This is a genomic window from Burkholderia alba (assembly GCF_034721475.1).
Classification (GTDB): Bacteria; Pseudomonadota; Gammaproteobacteria; order Burkholderiales; family Burkholderiaceae; genus Burkholderia; species Burkholderia alba.
On record NZ_JAWJWL010000005.1, the window covers coordinates 241,872 to 260,191 of the forward strand.

10 protein-coding genes are annotated in these 18,320 nt (G+C 69.5%); all 10 read right to left on the reverse strand.

The genetic code is table 11. The features are described from left to right. Positions 1-70: 70 nt before the first annotated feature. Positions 71-1,168 carry an esterase/lipase family protein gene (locus tag RZR99_RS07665; protein WP_323119144.1) on the reverse strand — a complete coding sequence of 366 codons (1,098 nt, stop codon included), beginning with the start codon at positions 1,166-1,168 and terminating at the stop codon, positions 71-73. Between the two features lie 75 nt (positions 1,169-1,243). Next, positions 1,244-1,969, reverse strand: a complete 726-nt coding sequence (locus RZR99_RS07670; protein ID WP_323119145.1) for a 4'-phosphopantetheinyl transferase family protein — start codon at positions 1,967-1,969, stop codon at positions 1,244-1,246. A gap of 108 nt (positions 1,970-2,077) precedes the next feature. Then, entirely contained in the window at positions 2,078-2,476 is a 399-nt protein-coding gene (locus tag RZR99_RS07675; RefSeq protein WP_323119146.1) for a DUF4345 domain-containing protein, read from the reverse strand. Between the two features lie 20 nt (positions 2,477-2,496). Then, positions 2,497-3,786 carry a hypothetical protein gene (locus RZR99_RS07680; protein WP_407655416.1) on the reverse strand — a complete coding sequence of 430 codons (1,290 nt, stop codon included), beginning with the start codon at positions 3,784-3,786 and terminating at the stop codon, positions 2,497-2,499. Continuing rightward, positions 3,783-4,550, reverse strand: coding sequence for an outer membrane lipoprotein-sorting protein (locus RZR99_RS07685; RefSeq protein ID WP_407655417.1), 768 nt, complete (start codon positions 4,548-4,550; stop codon positions 3,783-3,785). The genes RZR99_RS07680 and RZR99_RS07685 overlap by 4 nt, the downstream gene beginning before the upstream one ends. Before the next feature lie 55 nt (positions 4,551-4,605). Next, positions 4,606-6,012: an ABC transporter permease gene (locus tag RZR99_RS07690; protein WP_323119149.1), complete on the reverse strand. Its 1,407-nt coding sequence runs from the start codon at positions 6,010-6,012 to the stop codon at positions 4,606-4,608. Then, complete coding sequence (locus RZR99_RS07695) at positions 6,012-6,713, reverse strand: ABC transporter ATP-binding protein (protein WP_323119150.1); 702 nt, start codon at positions 6,711-6,713, stop codon at positions 6,012-6,014. Before RZR99_RS07695 ends, RZR99_RS07690 begins: the two co-directional genes overlap by 1 nt. Beyond that, a complete protein-coding gene (locus tag RZR99_RS07700; protein WP_323119151.1) occupies positions 6,713-8,095 on the reverse strand; it encodes a flavin-containing monooxygenase in 1,383 nt (460 codons plus the stop codon). The genes RZR99_RS07695 and RZR99_RS07700 overlap by 1 nt, the downstream gene beginning before the upstream one ends. A gap of 34 nt (positions 8,096-8,129) precedes the next feature. Further along, positions 8,130-12,116 carry a cytochrome P450 gene (locus tag RZR99_RS07705; RefSeq protein ID WP_323119152.1) on the reverse strand — a complete coding sequence of 1,329 codons (3,987 nt, stop codon included), beginning with the start codon at positions 12,114-12,116 and terminating at the stop codon, positions 8,130-8,132. Next, complete coding sequence (locus RZR99_RS07710) at positions 12,113-18,244, reverse strand: SDR family oxidoreductase (RefSeq protein ID WP_323119153.1); 6,132 nt, start codon at positions 18,242-18,244, stop codon at positions 12,113-12,115. The genes RZR99_RS07705 and RZR99_RS07710 overlap by 4 nt, the downstream gene beginning before the upstream one ends. Between the last annotated feature and the right edge of the window lie 76 nt (positions 18,245-18,320).

Genomic DNA, 18,320 nt, shown 5'->3' on the forward strand with positions numbered 1-18,320 from the left:
AGATTGATGGGCTGCATCCCGAGCCGTCCCGCCGCAGGGCCGCCGCGACCCTCCGATTCCGGCGCGCGCGTCAGATGCCCGCGCCCTTCAGGCGGTTGGCCTGGGTACGCATCACCGCGACGGGATCGGCCGCATACGCGCCGCGAATGCCGAACAGCTGGTTGATCGCATCGAAGTGATTCCACTTGTAGCCGGTCGAGATCACCGTGCCGTACAGCGAACTGCAGACGGACGTGAAGCCGTCGTTCTGGCCCGCGCCCTGCAGCGCCATGACGTTGCCCGCCGTCAGGAACACGAGCGTCGACGGATCGAGCACGTTGGCGGGATCGATGAGCGGGATCACGCTGGTATCGAGCGCGCCCGTGACGATGCCGAACAGCGAGATCGGCTGGTATGCGCTGCCGGTCCAGGAATACAGCAGATGCGTATTGCCGGCGACGGTCTCGCTCGCCGCGCCGGTCGTGCACGACCCGGCGCGGCCGAGGCCCGGGCTCGGGAACAGCTGGTTGAACTGCGCGGTATAGGACGTGCTGAGCGCGTTCAGCGCGGCGATCGAATCCTGGTTGGTGTTGTGCGTGCTGCTCGTCAGAATGCCGAACACGTTCAGCAGCGAACCGAAGATCGGCGTCGACAGGCCGGTCGGATCGAGCTTCAGCGCCGCCAGCACGAAGTCGGCGAATTGCGAACCGCGATGCGGCGTCGCGATCGACGTGACCGACGCGACCAGATTCGGCGCGACGGCCGCCACGTAGCGCGCGGTCAGTCCGCCCTGGCTGTGGCCGATCAGGTTGACCTTCCGCGCGCCCGTGACCGCGAGCACCTGCTTCACGTACGCGAGCAACTGCTCGCCGCGCCCGTTCGGGCCGAGATCGCTCTGGAAGCCGGACAGGTTGGCGACGTACACCGTCGCGCCGTGCTGCTGCAGATCCGACTGCATCCCGTACCAGTACGGCAGCACGCCGAAGTAATCGTCGGTGCCGGTCAGGCCGTGGACCAGGATGATCGGGTAGCGGGTGGCCGCGTAAGCGTCGGTAACGGTACCGGCGTGCGCGGCCTGGCCGGGCGCGAGCAGCGCGCAACCCGCGACCACCAGCGCGGCGAACGCACGCGCGCGAACCCGGTGCGCGATCCGGCGCGCCCGGGACACTGCATCGTTGAAGATCGACATGAGTAACAGGTTTCCTCTTTTTTTTCGTTCAGATTCGCGATACGACACCCGCGCACCGATTCCGGCGCGCGGATCTCACCACCCCAGACAAAAACACCGCACGTCGGCGGCCTCCCGCTCCATTGCGACCGACGCCAGCCACTGCGGCCCCAGCGCGACATCCAGGACCGCCCAGCGCTGCGCGCCATCGACGCACTCGCCATAGGCCGGCGCCACGACGGGCCAGCGCACCGCCAGCTCGCGCGGATCGCGGCCGATGCCGACGCCCTGCGCCTTCAGCACCGCCTCCTTGCGGGTCCACATCTGCAGCAACCATGCCTTGCGCGCCGACAGCGTCGTGCGTCCGAAATCGTCGCGCTCCGCCTGCGTCAGCGACGCGCTCGCCAGCACATCGAGGTCGACCCGCCGCTCGACGGATTCCAGATCGCAACCCACCCGGCGGTTGCCGGTGATCGCAAGCAGAACGCCGCCGTTCGCATGACTGAGGCTGAACTGCAGATCGCGACCGAACAGCACGGGCTTGCCGCCCGCCTCCACGTCGAACACCAGCCTGACCGGATCGACATCCAGATAGGCGCCGAGCACGACCCTCAGCATGCTGCGCGCGAACACGAACAGCTCGCGATGCGCGCTCCACCGCATCCGCGCGGCCCGCTCGTGCTCGCTGAGCGACAGGCAGTCGCGCTTCAGATACGAACCCGCTTCGTCGAGATGCGCGCGCCACACCTGAACCTCGCCCTGCATCGCTCGATGCATCAACGCGTCCGACGGCCGCGCCTCGGTGAATCTCAATTCGACCATTGATTCCTGTTCGTTTCGTTTCATCGAGCGGCATGTTGATTACTTACTCAGCAAAACTAATCGATATGCCGACGATCCGTCCCGATGGAACGGTTGCCGCCGATGACGTCAGACCGCCGTTGCCGCGACCTTGCGCTGCCACCAGATGAACAACGGCGCGCCGACGATCTCGAGCACGGTGAACCCCACGAACGGCGGGAACGGCATGCCGAGCGCGGCGAACGAGATCAGCCGGCCGATGCCGCCGATGAAGATCATCACCCACAAGGCGCGGAACAGCACGCCTTGCCGCTCGATCGAAGGAATCACGGAGAACGCGGCGAGCCCGAGTCCGAGCCACACCCCCGCATAGAAGCGCAGGTTGCTGTCGAGGGTCGCGTCGGCCGGCATGCTGACGCCGAGCGACGCATACAGCGGATCGCCGATCCCCATCATGCCGAGCACGCCGGTGATGGTCGGAACGGCCGCGAGAATCGCGGTGGCGATTTGCAGCGCGCGTTTGCTCATCGGATGTAGCCCTCGTTTCGTTATTGGTAAAAGATTCCCAGCACCTGCACGCTGCTCGCCTCGGGCATCGCGCCGAAGCGGCTCCACGACGGCCCGGTCTGCCGCAGGTACTGCAGCGCGATGTCGAACCGGTCGAAACGGCGCCGCAGCTCCAGCCAATACTGCCGTCCCGCGCCGAGATCCGCCTGCATGAAGCCCGTCAGATCGAGCCGGCGCACGCCGACATTGCGCCACGCGGCCATCACGAATACGCCGTGGCGCGTCGGCAGTTCCTGCGCGGCGATCGCCGACTGCACGGCGGCGCCCCACGCGAGCGGGTTGCCCGCCTGCAGCGTGCGCCACTGCTCCGCCGAGGCGCCGCCGCTGTTGCTCTGGAACTCCGCCGTCAGCGACAAATCCACCGGCAGCGTCCACGTCGCGCCCAATGCCGAACTGCTGCGGAACGCGCGGTCGGCATTGCTGCCGGTCGCCCGTCCGATCAGCGATGGACGATAGCCGCCCGCCCATTCCGCATACGCTACCACCGCATTGCCGAGCAGCACGCTCAAATTCTGGCCGAACTGCGGCGACTGCCCGCTTTCGCCATATACCACCCACTGCGGCTGCACCGCGGCGCTCAGGCGCTGGCTGCCGACCAGCATCCAGCGGTCGACGCCGTTGGTGCGCTGCAGGTCCGAGCCGGCGGACGCGTCGCCCGGCAGGCTGCGGCTCGCGAGACGCGGCGACAGCATCAGGGCGACCGAGCCCGAATCCCAGACCTGCTGCGCCCGCACGCCGACGCTGCCGAGCCGATTGGTATGCCGGCTGTCGGGATCGGGCGGCACGTCCAGGCTGACCGCGCCCGCCTTGAAGAAATCGGTCGGGTTGTAGCCCACCGCCGCGCCGATCCGCTCGTTGATGCGGCCCGCGTCGATCACCTGATACGGCGAAACCTTCCAGCTGACATAAGCCTCCTTCACCAGTGTGACGTCGCGATGTGCGGCCGCGTCGGGCGACAGCGGATCGAAGCGGTCGAAACGCATCGCGAAATTGACGTTCAGCGACGGCGTCAACGCGCGATCGAACTGAAATTCCAGCGACAGCTGGTTGCGCCACGACGCGTCGGCCGCGCGATAGTCGCTCCAGCGCACCGCATCCTGCACGCTGAACTTCCACGGCCGCGCGGCCTCCGGCGCGGCGACCGGCGTCGCGTCGGCCAGATCGAGCGCCGCGTTCGCGGCATCGCCCGGATCGTCCGCCCGCGCGCTGCCGGGGTTCGTGAGTGCCGCCGCCATCGTCAAAATCAGTATACCTAACCGGTTCAACGTCATTGGGCCTGGAAGCGGGGCAGGTAGTCGCGCTGCAGCCACGCGTCCGGAATCTCCTGCCACTGGTACCCGGAGAAGCGCATCACCGTCACCCAGCTCGGGTCGAGGCCATCCATGATGACCGTCTCGGTCGGACGCTCGACGCCCAGCTCCATCGTATAGCGGCGATAGAACGCGGTCTTCAGCAGCCGATCGCTTTCCGAATAGAACTTCGCCTTCACCGGACGGCTGCTGGCCGCGTCGAGCCACATCTCGATCCGGTGATAGGTGAGGCCGCCCGCCTTGCCGGTCAGCGACAGCTTGTACGTGTGCCGCGGCTGCCGGTCGCCGTCCGTCACGTCCTCCTCGCCCTTCATCTCGGCCTGGTAGTCGTGCGCGAGATTGACGGTCACCACGTCGCCGTTCGCCGCCTGCCCGAGCAGGCGCTGGTCCGGCGATATGCGGATGCTCGCCTGGTTCGCCGGATCGTAGAACCACAGGTCGTTGCCGTTCTTCAGCATCAGCTTGCCCGCATCGCGCGCCGGCGCGACGAAGCGCACCAGCGTGCGGAACGCGCCGCCCGGCTGGTCCGGCTTCGAATAGATCGACAGCGTGTTGCCGTCCACCTGCTTGCCGGACCGGTACTCGATCAGCGTCGCGGTCAGCACGAACGACTTGAGCGGGGTCCGGATCGCGTCGCTCGCCGCCAGCAGTTTTTGGGGATCGGGCGGCGTCGGCGCCTGCGCCTGCGCGCACGCCATCACGAGACTCAAGCCGATCCACCCCATCAGAAACACACGCCGCACGCTCCACCTCCCTGTTGATCTCATCGGAAATCCGCCTTCATACGTACCGCAACGCATCGACGATCGACAGGCGCGCCGCGTGGCGCGCGGGCAGCCATGCGGACAGACCGGCCACGCACGCGAGACCGAAGAAGGTCAGCGCGATCAGCCGCCACTCGCCCCACACCCGCACCGTCAGCGCGACCGAGTCGATCCGCGCGGGCGGCGTCCACGCCAGCCCGCTGTGATTGACGGCGAAGGCGAGCCCGAACGCCACCAGCACGCCGATCGACGCGCCCACGACGCCCAGCAGCGCGCCCTCGCAGACGAACAGCGCCTGGATGCCGCCGCGCCGCACGCCCATCGAGCGCAGCGTGCCGATCTCGACGGTCCGCTCGATGATCGCGGTGCTCATCGTGTTGCTGATCACGAACAGCACGATCGCGCCAATCAGCACGTAGACGAAGCCGAAGATCACGGAGAACATCCGGTTCGTCTGGTCGTAGAACGGATTCAGCGCCGCGAAATCGAGCACGTCGAGCGGCTGGCCCTCGAAGCGGCCGCCCAGCAGCTGATCGAGCCGCGCGCGCGCCGCGGGGAGTTGCGCGGTATGCCGCAGCTGCAGTTCGATCGCGGTCACGCGCGGCGCATCGCCGCCGTAGACGAGCCGCTGCGCGCGGTTCAGATGCAGCGCCAGATAGACGTCGTCGAACTCCTTCACGCCCTGCCGCTCCGCCTTCACGACCGTGAAACTGCCGACGTTCGGCGCGCCGTAGGCATTCGCCGCCAGCACCTCGATGCGGGTCGCGGGGCCGGCATTCGACGGCGCGGGCGCCTCCGAGGCGGTCAGCGCCATCAAGTCGGCGGGCGCGTCGGCGGCGCTCGCGGGCGCCGGGGACGACGCGCCGGCGAGCCCGCCGTCGCCGCAGCCCGGCACCTGCAGCGGGCCGCACATCTGCAGCACGCGCGCGACGCCGTACCCGACCACCGCCGCGTCCGCCGCCGTACCGGCCAGCGCATACGAGCGCGGCCCGAGCGGAAAGCCGTAGTCGTTCCAGGTCTGCATGCGGCTCTGGTCGTCCGCGATCGCGCCTTGCGCGAGCACCGTGCGCGACACGCCCGCCGCGAAATTCCCGGCGATGCCGCCGAACTGCAAGGTCGGCGTGAGGACCGCGATCATCGGCCGCAGCACCGGATCGTCGCGCAGCTGCGCGATCAGACGGTCGTAGCCCAGGATCCCGTATGCAACGGAATTGCCGCTGCCGTACTGGTAATAGCCGTGCCGCTGGATCTGCAAATGGCCGCTGCGCTGCACGAAGTCGGTCTGCAGCCCGAGCGTGATGTCCTTGCTGAATCCGCCGAACAGCAGGATCGCGCAGACCCCGACGATCATCGCGAGCAGCGTCGTGATCGAGCGGCGGCGGTTCCGCTGCAGGTTGCGCAGCGCCAACAGGAAGGTATGCATCAGTGTTCCGCCTCTTGCGTGATGCGGCGCTGGCCGACGATCCGGCCGTCGCGGATCTGCACGACCGCGTCGGCGGCGTCGAGCACCTGGGGATCGTGCGACGACACGATGAACGACACGCCGCTCTCGCGCTGCATCTGATGCATCAGCGCGATGATCGCCTGGCCGGTCACGCTGTCGAGATTAGCGGTCGGCTCGTCGGCCAGCACGAGCGACGGCCCCGCGGCCAGCGCGCGCGCGATCGCGACACGCTGCCGCTGCCCGCCGGACAGCTGGCTCGGCCGGTGCGCGCCCTTGCCGCCGAGTCCGACCGCGTCGAGCAGGTACGCGACGCGCTGCGCGCGCTCGCGCGCCGGCCGCCGCGCCATCAGCAACGGGTATTCGACGTTCTCGTAGGCGGACAGCACCGGCAGCAGGTTGAACGACTGGAAGATGTGGCCCACGCGCTGCGCGCGGAAATCCGACAGCGCGTTATCCGACAGCGCGGCCGTATCCTGGCCGGCCACCGTCACGCTGCCGGTATCCGGGCAATCGATGCAGCCGATCATGTTCAGCAGCGTGGTCTTGCCGCTGCCGGACGGCCCGCTCAGCACGGTGAAGCGATTCGCCTCGAGCTGCACCGAGACGCCCGCGAGGCCGATCACCTCCACGCTGTCGAGCAGATAGGTCTTGCTGACGTTGTCGACGGACACGATGTTCATCACGCGCCTCCCGCGCGCACCCGCGCCGCCGCCGTCGCGCCCAGATCCGGCTGCGCGGCGCGGCTCGCGCGCCGCGCCGGCAGCGCGCGGATCAGGCGCTTCAGCGCCAGCCGGTACGCGAAGTGTTCAAGCTCGATCACGTGCCGCTGGGTGTCGCTGAAATGGATCGCGCCTTTCCAGTTCGAATCGTCGCGGGCGATCAGTCTGTCGAGACGCCCCGCCTTCTTCGGCGCGGCGTCGCGCGCCACCAGATAGCGGGCGACGAGCTGCGCCTGATAGTCCATCAACGGCCAGTTGCCGGTCGAGGTCTGGAACAGCCCGATGAAGAACAGGTTCGGATGCAGTACGTCGAAGATGTTCAGGTACAGGCGCGGGCTTGCCTTGTCCCATTTCAGGTACGACTGGTCGAGGAACGGGAAGCTCAGCTCGAAGCCGGTCGCATAGACGATCACGTCGACCGGCTCCTCGGAGCCGTCGCTGAACGCCACGCGGTCGCCCTTCAGCTCGCGCACGTCCGGCTTGGCGGCGAGATCGCCGTGTCCGAGGTGATAGAACAGCGTCGAGTTGATGATGAAGTGCGACTCGAACAGCTTGTGATCGGGCTTCCTGAGACCGTACTCCTCCGGCTGTCCGGCCGTCGTGAGGCGCAGCAGCCGTTCGCCGAAGAAGCGGCGCGCCCACAGCGGCATGCGCAGCTTGAGCGGCCACTCGGCCCAGCGGTCCGCCGGAATCCCGAACAGGAATTTCGGCCAGTAGAAGTAGCCGCGCCGCGTGCTGTGAAGCACCGCGCTCGCGTGATGAACGGCTTCGACGGCGATGTCGCAACCCGAATTGCCCGCGCCCACCACCAGCACCCGCTTGTCCTTGAAAACCTCGGGCGTCTTGTACTGGGCCGAATGCAGCTGCAGCCCGTCGAAGCGGCCCGGATAGTCCGGCACCTGAGGCCGGCACAGATGGCCGTTGCAGACGAACACGCCCTTGTACTCGCGGATCTCGTGGCGGTCGAGTTCGACCCGCCACAGTCCGTCCTGCACCGGCGTGATCTCCAGCACCGTGCGGTTGAACTCCGCATGCTCGTAGACGCCGAACTTGCGCGCGTAGTCGCGCAGATAGCCGAGCGCCTGATCGCCGCGCGCGTAGGTCGGGTAATCGGCGGGCATCGGGTAGTCCGTGTATTCGGAAAACTCGCGCGAGCTGATCATGTGCACCGACCGGTAGATCGCGCTGCTCGGCTTGCCGTAATACCAGTTGCCGCCGACGTCGTCCTCGCGCTCGATCAGATCGAACTCGATGCCCTGCTCGCGCAGGTTCTTCGCCGTCGTGATGCCGGCGGCGCCGCCGCCGATGATGCAGTAACGCTTGCTGTAGTCGCGGTTTGTCATGTTTTTTCGCTCCCTGGCCCGTTCTCTCAGGCGGTCATGCGGTCAGCGGCGCGGCGATCTCGCCGTCCGCCTGCGTTGTCCCGGTCTCCGCCTCGGCGGGCGCGACGCGAACGTCGTCCATCCTGAGCACCACGTAGCCGCGCGCATCGAGAACCGCGAAGCGGCCCGTCGCATACTCGACCACGGTATCGGCCGACGCGGCGGGCAACTGCGCGAGCTTCACGCTGCCGATCCGCCAGATCGCCGGCAGCGCTTCCGCCCGTGCCTGCCAGCCCGCCAGCAGCACGCGCAGCACGTTCTCGATGTGGTTGACGGGCAGACGCAATTCCGGCGGCACCGGCACGGCCCACAGCGCATGCGGGTCCGCGGCCGGCACGCGGCCGATCCGCGCGATGCCCGTCGCGTCGTCGTCGGACGCATGCCACACGCCGGCCGGCAGCAGTTCCCCGTTCCACGCCGCGAACGGCGCGCCCGCCGTTCGCGGCGGCTGCGGCACGGAGCCGAGCGGCCGCGCGAGCACCGCGCCGACCGGCTCCGGCTGCAGCCGGTAGACGAGCGTCAGGTTCAGCCGCTCCGCCTGCGTATCGGCGTCGCTGCAGCGCACGTCGACGCGCCACACGTCGCCGATCAGATAGCCCACCGCCTCGCTGCTGAGCGTCACGGGCTGCCCCAGTCCGGCCGCGAGCGGCAGCGTGTCGAGATGCAGCGTCACGTTGACCAGTTCGCTCAGAAAACGCGCTTCGCCGGTCGGCGGCATCACCCAGTCGCCGACCGCGCACGCATGTTCGAGCAGCAGCGACGCGGGCAAGGCGGCGCGGCCGCCGAAGCGGAACGCGTGCGCATACGGCGTGACGGACGGATCGAGCGTGTAGCGGGTTTCGAAACGCTTGAACGGACGGAACCGCACCGGATCGCCGGCATGGTGATGGCGCGTGACGAGATCGCCGAGGTTCGGCAGCTCGCGAATCGGCCGGAATCCCTTGATCTGCACCGGCGTCGGCGCGCGGCCGACCGCGCCCATGAACATCACCTCGCCGCTGTCGGGCGCCGCGAGTTCGCGCAGCCAGTGGCGCACGCCTTCATCGACGTCCATCGGCGTGATGTAGCGTTGCGTGACCGCGAAATTGGTGATCATCCCGACGCCTTCCCAGGTCGGCCACACCAGCGTCTTCACGCTGCACGACGGCGGCAGCACATGCCGGTGCGCCCACAGCCCGAGCCGCGCGAGCGCCTCGTTCGCGGCCGCGTAGTCGGTTTCGCCGGTCATGCCGCCCCAGCGGCCCGTCAGCGAGCCGACGTTGCAGAACTGCACGAGCCGCGGGCGATGCCGGACCGCCGCGCACAGATTCGCGAAACCGAGCACCTTGGTGCGCACCGTGCCGACGAAACTGTCCGCGCTCTTCTGCACGAGCCGGACCGGCTGGTCGACGCCCGCGTTATGGATCACCATCCGCAGCGCATCGCCCAGCTCGTCGCACAGCACCCGCACGGCGACCGGATCCGTGACGTCGCACACCCGGTATCGCACCGGCAGGCCGAGCGCGGCGATTTCGTCGAGCGCCGCCTTCAGCTCGCGGCGGCGCTTCAGGCCCTGCAGCATGTCGCGAATCATCTTCGGCGAGCGTTCCGGCGTCGCGAGCTTCAGCTGCTCGTGGCAATAGCGCTTGAAGCCGGTATCGTCGAGCGCCATCCACGGCTCGCTGCCGTCGGGCGGCGCCTCGCGTCCCGTGACGATCACCGTGCAGCCGTGCTGCTCGGCCAGCGCGCGGGCGCACAGCAGGCCGATCCCGCGCGCGCCGCCGGAGAACAGCACCGTGTCGCCCGGCGACAGCTCCAGCCACGCGTCGACCGCGAGCGGCGGCAACTCCCGGCGCTGCGCCTGCAGCGTGTAGCGCCGGCCCTGCAGATAGCCGACTTCGAACAGCCCCCAGCGGTACAGCTCGTTGACGATCAGCTGATCGACGCGGCGCGTCTCGTCCGCCGACACGTCGAGCACGCGCACGTTGCAGTTCGGCAGCTCCTGCGGCAAGGTTTTCGCGAGGCCGGCCCACAGACCGCCGAGCGGCTGCGCGTCGGCATCGCCGTAGCCCATCAGCCCGTCGATCCACGTCACGGCCAGATAGAACAGCCGCGCCGTGCTTTCCTCCGCCGCCCAATCGCCGTAGCAGGCCTGCAGCAGCCCGACGGTGCGCCGCATCGGCGCCTCCCAGCGGTCGGCCGCCTGCAGCGAGAACGGCGCCTCGAGCCCGAGATCGATGATCCCGTCGATCGGTCCGGCGTCGCCGAGTAGCGCCTTCGCGGCCGCCGCCGGATCGGCGTTCGCGGCCGGCGCGAACACCACCACCTTCGCGCAGGTTCGGGCCAGTGCGGCCGCCACCCGCTCCACGGTGCTGGCGCGTCCGTTGACGATCGCGATCCGCTTGCCGCTCAAGTGCGGCGAGGGCGTGTCGGGGACCGGTTCGATCGGCACCGGCTGCCAGACGTAGCGCCACGCGGGCACCGCGGCGCGGCGCGGCGCCGGCTCGCTCGCGGCGGCCGGCCGATGCGGCGCGGCGGCCGGCGACGCATTCGCAGCGGGCTCCCGCAAAGGCTCACCGTCGGGCGCCGTATCGCCGAGCGGGCGCAGCGGACGCGAGCGCGCCTGGTCCCGCACGTGTTCGAGACTGCTGTGCTGACGCTCGCGCGGCTTGATGATCAGGCGGATGCCGTTCAGCGGCCGCAGCGAGATCAGCGCGCCGAGTTCGATCGGGTGGCCGGGCAGCACGTTCAGGTCGAAGTGCTGCGCGACCACGGCGGTCAGCACCCGCATCTGCAGCAGCGCGGTCTGGAAGCCGATGCATTTGCGCATCCCGCCGCCGAACGGGAAGTACACGTACTTGTGGCGGCTGGGCGCGTGGCTCGCGAAGTTTTCCGGATCGAACGCATCCGGGTTGGTCCAGAACGCCGGGTGACGGTGCGTGACGTACGGCGACATGAAGACCGACGAACGCGCGGGGATATGGAAGCCGCCGATCTCGTCGTCGTCCACCAGATCGCGCGTAAAGCCCCAGATCGGCGGATAGACGCGCAGCACCTCGTCGACGACCTGCGACAGATAAGGCAGGTGCTCGAAATCCTGCAGGCTCGGCGCGCGCCCGCCGAGCCGCGCGTCGAGTTCCTCGCGCAGCTGGCGCAGCACGCCCGGATGCTGCGCGAGCGCATACAGCGCCCATGCGAGCCCGCTGCCGGTCGTCTCGTGTCCGGCGAGGAACACCGTCATCACTTCGTCGTGCACTTCCTGCTGCGTCATCGGCGCATCGGTGTCGGGATCGCGCGCGTTCAGCAGCATCGAGATCACGTCGCTCGGCTCGCAGCGTTCCTCGCGGTGATCCGCGATGATCCGCGCGATGATCGAATCGATGCTGCGGCGCGCCTTCGCGATCCGCCGATTGAACGGCGTCGGCGCCCAGCGCGGCACGAAATCGTTCAGGTTGCCCTGCGGCATCATCGCCTGGATCCCGAACCGCACCGCCGGGCCGACCTCCTCCGCGTGCGTCGAGATGTCGGTGTTGAACACCATCAGGCCGAGCATGCGCAGGCTCAGATGCATCATGTCCTCGACGACGTCGACCGCTTCGCCCGGCGGCAGCGCGCTCCAGCGATTCGCGAGCGCGAGCGCCGCATCGCCGACCGCGGCCGTGTGCATCTCCACCTGCTTGCGGTGGAACAGCGGCTGCACGGCGCGGCGGTGGCGGCGCCAGAACTCGCCGTCGGTGGTCAGCAGGCCGTCGCCGAAGAAGATCTTGAAGTTGTCGTAGAAGCGGCCGCGCACGTAGTTGCGATGGTTCTCCTGCAGCACGTACTGGACGTGATCGGGATGCGCCAGCGCATGCGTGAGGAACGGCCCGAGCCGGTTGCGCGCGACGTCGCCGTACTGCTGCTGCAGGCGCAGCAGCATCGTGATCGGATTGCGCTTGTATTCGGCGAGGTTGCCCATCATCAGGCTGCCGCGCGGGCCGGGTGCCAATCGGTGCGTACTCATGCCACGACCCGCTCTGCTGCGCGGCCGGCGATCAGCGCGTCGACCTCGGCCTTGGTCGCGAAGGCGCCTGTCGCGCGATGCACGTAGCCGATCACGACGCCCGTGACGTCCTGCATCTGCATCAGCATCCGGCCGTCCGGCCGCGACGCGACGAAGCGGTTGCCGCCGTGGCCGCCCTCCAGCGCGAATTCGCCCGGCGTCGCCGACAGGTCGATCCGGTCGTATCGCTGCGCCAGCTCGCAGTCGTTGCCGCTTTCGTAGAGATCGATCCGGCCGATCGACACCGGCGCGGCGAGCGGAATGTAGTCGTCCGCGACGTAGTTCAGCACCGCGACGCGCGCGAGTCCGTCGAGCATGATGCTCGGCACCGCGAAGCGCGAGAACACCGGATCGTCGGACGCGACGTTCAGCCGATAGCGCGCGGTCTTGCCGGAGGGACGCATGCCCGTGTCGGTGGTCGACACGAACATCCCGCTCAATCGCACCGGCGCGGTGTCGAAGTGATAGGGATCGGCGATCGGCGTATACGCGTCGTCCGGCCGCTGCGGCCACAACGGCGCCTGCGCGTAGTTCGGCGCCAGCAGCGCCTTGATCTCGAAATGCAGCTTGTCGCGCACCAGCACCTGGCCGTTCGGCGCGAGCACGTCGCCCGTGATCCGCACCTGCACGACGGTCGCATCGCCGTCGCGGCCGGCGAGCTGCGCGTGGATGCGCTTCGTGCTCGGCCGCTGCGCATCGTAGACCCGCAGGAAATGCCGGAACGCGGCGTCGCGGAAGCCGACCACGCGCAGCCCCGGCACCAGCTGCAGCGCGGCCTCGGCGGCCAGTTCGGGCACGAAGGTGCCGGGCAGCGTCGCGAACCGGTTGACGACGTGGTGCTGGAGGTACGCGTCGGTATCCAGATCGAAGACCCGCTCGAAGACCACGCTGTCGGCGCCGCGGCTCACTTCGCGGCCGAGGTAGAAATCGTGCCGGCCGGGTTGCGCGCCGGGCCCGGCCGGCGCATCGAAGAACGCCGGCAGATGCGCCTCGATCGCCCGCCGCTCGGCCGCGCCGAGATGCACGGAGCTGGGCGCGCGCGCCGTCAGGTTGATTTCGCGCAGGAAGTGGTGGATGCCTTCCTTGGTCCGCATGCTGGTGAACAGCCCGCTCTTCTCGAGGAATGCGCGCGTCACCGGGTTCGAGCCCAGCCCGACCGAGCGCCACAGCGTCCAGCCGATCGTGAACTCGTCCTGGTTCAGCAGCGCGCTGTTGTAGGTCGCGTGCGTGTTCAGGAAATCGTTGCCCGCCGCGTAGTCCGTTTCGCCCGCCTGTCCGGTCAGGCCGATGAACGAGCCGAAGTTGCACCACGCGCGCGGCTGCGCCGCGCCGAAGGCCTGCCGCAGGTTCCAGTAGCCGCGGATCTTGATGTCGCGCACGGCGACGAAATCGTCGAACGCCTTGACCTGCACCGACGCAGACCGGTTGAGCCCCGCCGCGTTGACGACGAGATCGACCGGCTGTCCGGCCGCGAGAATCCGCTGCACGGCCGCGCGCACGCTTTCCGCGTCGAGCACGTCGGCGCGCAGATAGCGGACCTTGTTCGGGCCGCAGTACGACTTCATCACGTCGATGTTGCGCCGCGCCGCGCGCGCCTCCACCTGGCGCTCGAACGCCTTGATGATGACGGGCAGCGGCATGGCCGGATGCAGCGCCTTCTGCTCGCGGATGTAGTCGGGGCGGCGGCGGGCGAATTCCTCGTCGCTGCCCGCGAACACCTCGGGACCGTACGCGTCGAGCGCGCTGCTGCCGACCAGGTAGATGGTCGGATGGAAATGCTCGGCGACCGCCTTCATCAGCTCCGCCGTGATCCCGCGCGCGCCGCCGAAAGCGACGACGACCGAATCCGGCCCGAGCCGCGCGAGCCCGTCGGACGGCAACGTGCCCGCCTCCTCCGTCACGCGCGGCGTCAGCCGCCGTGCGCCGTCGAGCGCCACGACCGGCAGCAGATGCCGCGCGCCGCTTTCGCGCTCGGCCTGCGCGATCGCGCCGCGCGGGTCGGTGCGATCGGTGAACACCGCGAGCGATTGCGCGTGCGGCAATTCGATCGCCAGCGCCTTGACGAGCCCGGAGAACATCCCGGCGTCCGGATGCAGCACGCCGCGAACCGTCGCGTCCAGCAGCAGCGCGATGAACGAGCCGTGCTGCGCGACGTCGTCGTAGCACCGCTTGAGGGCGAGGAACGCCAGATCGTGCAGCTTCAGCCGGTCCGGCGACGGCGCGGCCAGTTGGCCCGCCGGCAGCAGGCTGGCGCGCAGCGTCGTCAGCAGGCGGACATGGCGCGTACCGGCGGGAATCCTGTCCTGCAGCGCCGCCTCGTCGAGCGTATCGACGACATGTACCCGGATGCCGCCGGGCGCGGCGGGCCGGGTGGACAACACGACGAGATCGGGCGGTGCGTCGATCCCGTCGAGCAGTGCCGGCGTGTCCGTGACGATCACGCAAGCGGGCGGCAGATAGGCGATCGATCCGCGCCCGGCCTCCCAGGCGGTTTCCAGCAGATCGATCCGGTAACGGGTCACGCCCAGCGGTTCGCCGTCGGCGGCGACGTCGGTCGCGGCGAGCGTGGTCGGCAGCGGCGATCGGGCGGGCGCGGCCACCGGGTGCGCGCCATGCGACGCCGGCGCGGCGTCCGGGCGACCCACGGCCGCCGTGCCGGGCGAGGCGCTGCCGGCCCGCGCCGGCGGCGCCGTCCGGTCGAGCCGCAGACCGAAGCGCGCGCGATCGCCATCGTTGCCGAACGACACCGACGCGGCCGGCGCGTCGCCGACCAGCGCCTGCAGCACCGACAGCGCCGCATCCGCGCCCGCATACGTGACGTCGCGGCCCGCGCGATCGCGCAGCATCGGACGCACGGCCGGCGCCGCGAATTCGCGGCCGCTGTCGACCCACGCCAGCACCGGCAGGCCCGCCGCCTCGGCCTGGGTCCGGGTCGTGACGGCGAACAGCACCACGCCTTCCGCGAGCGACTGGCCGAAGGCCGGCTGCACCTCTTCGGCCGAATTGCCGTTGATCCCGCCGACCAGCACCATATCCAGCTCGCCGCTGCGCAGGTAGCGCGCGGCCACCTCGAACGCGGCCAGCGTCGACGCGTGTCCGGCGTCGACCGTCATGTTCATCCCATGCAGGTCATAGTAGTTCGCGACGCGAGCCGGGATCACGTTCGGCATCATGCCGGGGAACGCATTCTCGGTGGTCGGCGGCACCAGGCACTTCGTCCTCGCGGCGAAGCGCGCCAGCAGGTCGTCCAGCTGCGGCAGCGACGCCGTGTCGGGCGCGGCCCGCAGCGCGGTCGAGAGGTCGTCCAGATAGCAGCGGCTCGCATACAGCGCGGCGTTGCGGGTCGGCCCCATGTGGCCCATCACGATGCCGATCGTGTCGGCATGGTCGCGCCAGTAGCTCCGCAACTGTTCGCGCATGTCGTGCGCGGCGTCGAGCGCCATCAGCTGGCAGCGGTCGAGCGCGCGCAGCACGGCGGGCGGCATCCGCACCCGGTCGAAGCTCGGCAGCGGATAAGTCGGGCCGAAGCTCGCCTCCGGCGCCGCGCCTTGTCCGCTCAGCCAGCCCGCGACCGCCGCCGCGTCGCCGAGGCCGGGGAATTTCGCCGACCAGCTGACGATCGCGAGCGGCTCGCGGCTGAAGCGCGCGGCCGGCGCGGCCGCGGGCAGGTCCGCCCGGTATTCGCTGACGACCAGGTGACCGTTGGTGCCGCCGAACCCGAAGCCGGATACGGCGGCGGCGCGCGGCCCGTCGCGTCGCGGCGGCCAGTCGACCGGCCGCTGCGGAATGGCGAAGCCGCTCGTCGCCAATTCGAATTCGTCCGGCGGCGCGGCAAAGCGATGCTGCGGCGGGATGCGATCGTGTTCGAGCGCGAGCAGCACCTGGATCAGCGACACGACGCCCGCCGCCCAGCCGGTGTGCCCGACCAGCGATTTGTTCGACGTGACCTGTACCGGCCGGTCGCGCTTGATCATGCTCTTCAGGCTCTGGAACTCGGCGAGATCGCCCGCCGGCGTGCCGGTCGCGTGCGCGACCACCCAGTCGATCGCCTCCTGCGGCATGTCGGTCTGCTGATACGCGCGGCGGATCGCGATGCTCTGCCCGGCGGAATTCGGCGCGTAGATCGCCTTGCCCTTGCCGTCCGACGACGAACCGAACGCCTTCAGCACGCCCAGCACGCGGTCGCCGTCGGCGAGCGCGCGCTTGAGCCGCTTGAGGATCACGACGCCCGCGCCGTCGGCGAACAGCACGCCGTCGCAGGCCCGGTCGAGCGGCCGCACCTCGCCGCTGCGCGACAGGCCGTGCAGCTTCGAGAACAGGATCGACCCGCGCGGCGCCAGCGCGAACGCGCCGCCGCACGCGACCACGTCATGCTTGCCGAGCAGCAGGCCCTTGATGCCGAGGTCGACCGAATAGAGCGACGACGAACACGCGGTGTCGACCATCATGTATTCCGCGTCGTCGGGCAGCACGCCCTTCATCGCGTTGAAGCCGACCCGGTGCGGGAAGAAATCGGCCAGTTCGCCCGTGCCGCGCGCGTAGCGGGCCTGCAGCACCGACTCGATCCGCGCGGCGGTGCGCTCGCGCTGTTCCGGGGTCGCGCCGGCGTCGTCGAGCACCGCGTGCAGACGGGCGCGCGCCGCCGCCAGCACCATGCCCTCTTCGAGGTGCTGGCTGCCGTCGGCGGTGTAGCCGACCAGGAACGACGTGCGGTCGCCGGGGCGGACCCGCACGCCCGCGAGCGCCTGGCGCAGCGAGTGGCGCAGCCACAGCGTCGTCAGTTCGCGCGGCGCGGCATCCGCGTCGATCTCCGCCTGCAAGCCGGCTTCCGGCGCGAAGCGCTCGATGAACACCGAGCGCGACTGGTAGCTCTTGTCCTCCGCCGACGTGTCCGGCGAATAGAACGACCGGTAGTCCCAGCGGTCGGGCGGGACGTTGCCGAACAGCTCGGGGCCGTCGAGCAGTGCGCGCCAGAAGGCTTGCGGGTCGTTCGCGCCGGGCAGCGCGAGCCCCATGCCGACCACCGCGATCTCGTCGCCTTCGTCGTCGCCGGAAGGGGCGGCCGGGGTGGCGCCGGCGGTAGCCGGTGACGTCGCGGCGCCGGCGGCCGACGGGATGCCGGCGCCGGACGGCGCGGCGGCACGGGCAGCCGCGGTCGCGGCCGGGGTGTCTGCCGCCCGGGTCATGACGGCCGGCGCGGCGGGTTCCGCGAAGCCGGCGGCCGGCGGTGTGCTCGGGTTGGCGGCGGCCACGGCGGCGGCCGGAACGCCCGCCGCCGCACCCGTGTCGGGCGTCGCGGCCCATTCCCGGCGCGGCGAAAGTCCTTCGCTGCACAACGACAGCCCGCCGTCCGCCACCACCACCTGGCCGGTGATCCAGCGTGCCGCATCCGACGCGAGGAACAGCACCACCTCCGCCAGATCGTCGGCCGTCGCGAGCCGCTTGAGCGGCGTGGCCGCGATGCTCGACCGCTTGGTGTTGGCGGGATCGGGGAATTGCGCGGCGACGTCGCCGTCGATCAGCGTCGACGACGCGCCGTTCACGCGAATGCCCTGGTCCGCATACTCGACGGCGAGATAGCGGGTCAGCGATTCGAGCGCGGCCTTCGCGGTACCGACCACCAGGTAGTTGGCCGGCACGAGCGTCGCGCCGACCGACGACACGTTGACGATCGCCCCGCCGCCCGAGCGCGCCATCAGCTTCGCCGCGCGCCGGGCGCACCAGAACGCGCCCTTCAGGTTGGTATCCAGCGCGCGATCGAAATGCGCCGATTCGATGTCGTCGACACCCAGCAGCGCGCCGGACGCCGCATTGTTGACGAGAATGTCGAGTCGTCCGTACTTTGTTTCGATTTCGTCAAACATCCGATCGACCTGCGCGGGCTGGGCAACCGACGCGCGCATCACGTCGACGGTCGCGCCCAGCGCGCGCAGTTCCTCCACGGTCTGCTTGGACGCATCCAGAGAGTGAAAGAAATTGACAATGACGTGTGCGCCTTCTTCCGCGAAGCGCCGGCAAATCGCCTTGCCGACATTCTTCGCGCCACCCGTCACCAGAACCAGCTTTCCCTTCAAATAGGAGTTCGACATAACTCGCAGACCATGAGGATTACAAACCATTCAAAAAAGGCTGAATGCGCGATTCATCTTTCTCGTTATGCGGCGC

Bases quoted from the DNA above. Each gene is read 5' to 3' on its own strand.
- RZR99_RS07665 (WP_323119144.1), bottom strand. From the start codon at position 1,168: ATGTCGATCTTCAACGATGCAGTGTCCCGGGCGCGCCGGATCGCGCAC.
- RZR99_RS07670 (WP_323119145.1), bottom strand. From the start codon at position 1,969: ATGGTCGAATTGAGATTCACCGAGGCGCGGCCGTCGGACGCGTTGATG.
- RZR99_RS07675 (WP_323119146.1), bottom strand. From the start codon at position 2,476: ATGAGCAAACGCGCGCTGCAAATCGCCACCGCGATTCTCGCGGCCGTT.
- RZR99_RS07680 (WP_407655416.1), bottom strand. From the start codon at position 3,786: ATGACGTTGAACCGGTTAGGTATACTGATTTTGACGATGGCGGCGGCA.
- RZR99_RS07685 (WP_407655417.1), bottom strand. From the start codon at position 4,550: ATGGGGTGGATCGGCTTGAGTCTCGTGATGGCGTGCGCGCAGGCGCAG.
- RZR99_RS07690 (WP_323119149.1), bottom strand. From the start codon at position 6,012: ATGCATACCTTCCTGTTGGCGCTGCGCAACCTGCAGCGGAACCGCCGC.
- RZR99_RS07695 (WP_323119150.1), bottom strand. From the start codon at position 6,713: ATGAACATCGTGTCCGTCGACAACGTCAGCAAGACCTATCTGCTCGAC.
- RZR99_RS07700 (WP_323119151.1), bottom strand. From the start codon at position 8,095: ATGACAAACCGCGACTACAGCAAGCGTTACTGCATCATCGGCGGCGGC.
- RZR99_RS07705 (WP_323119152.1), bottom strand. From the start codon at position 12,116: ATGAGTACGCACCGATTGGCACCCGGCCCGCGCGGCAGCCTGATGATG.
- RZR99_RS07710 (WP_323119153.1), bottom strand. From the start codon at position 18,244: ATGTCGAACTCCTATTTGAAGGGAAAGCTGGTTCTGGTGACGGGTGGC.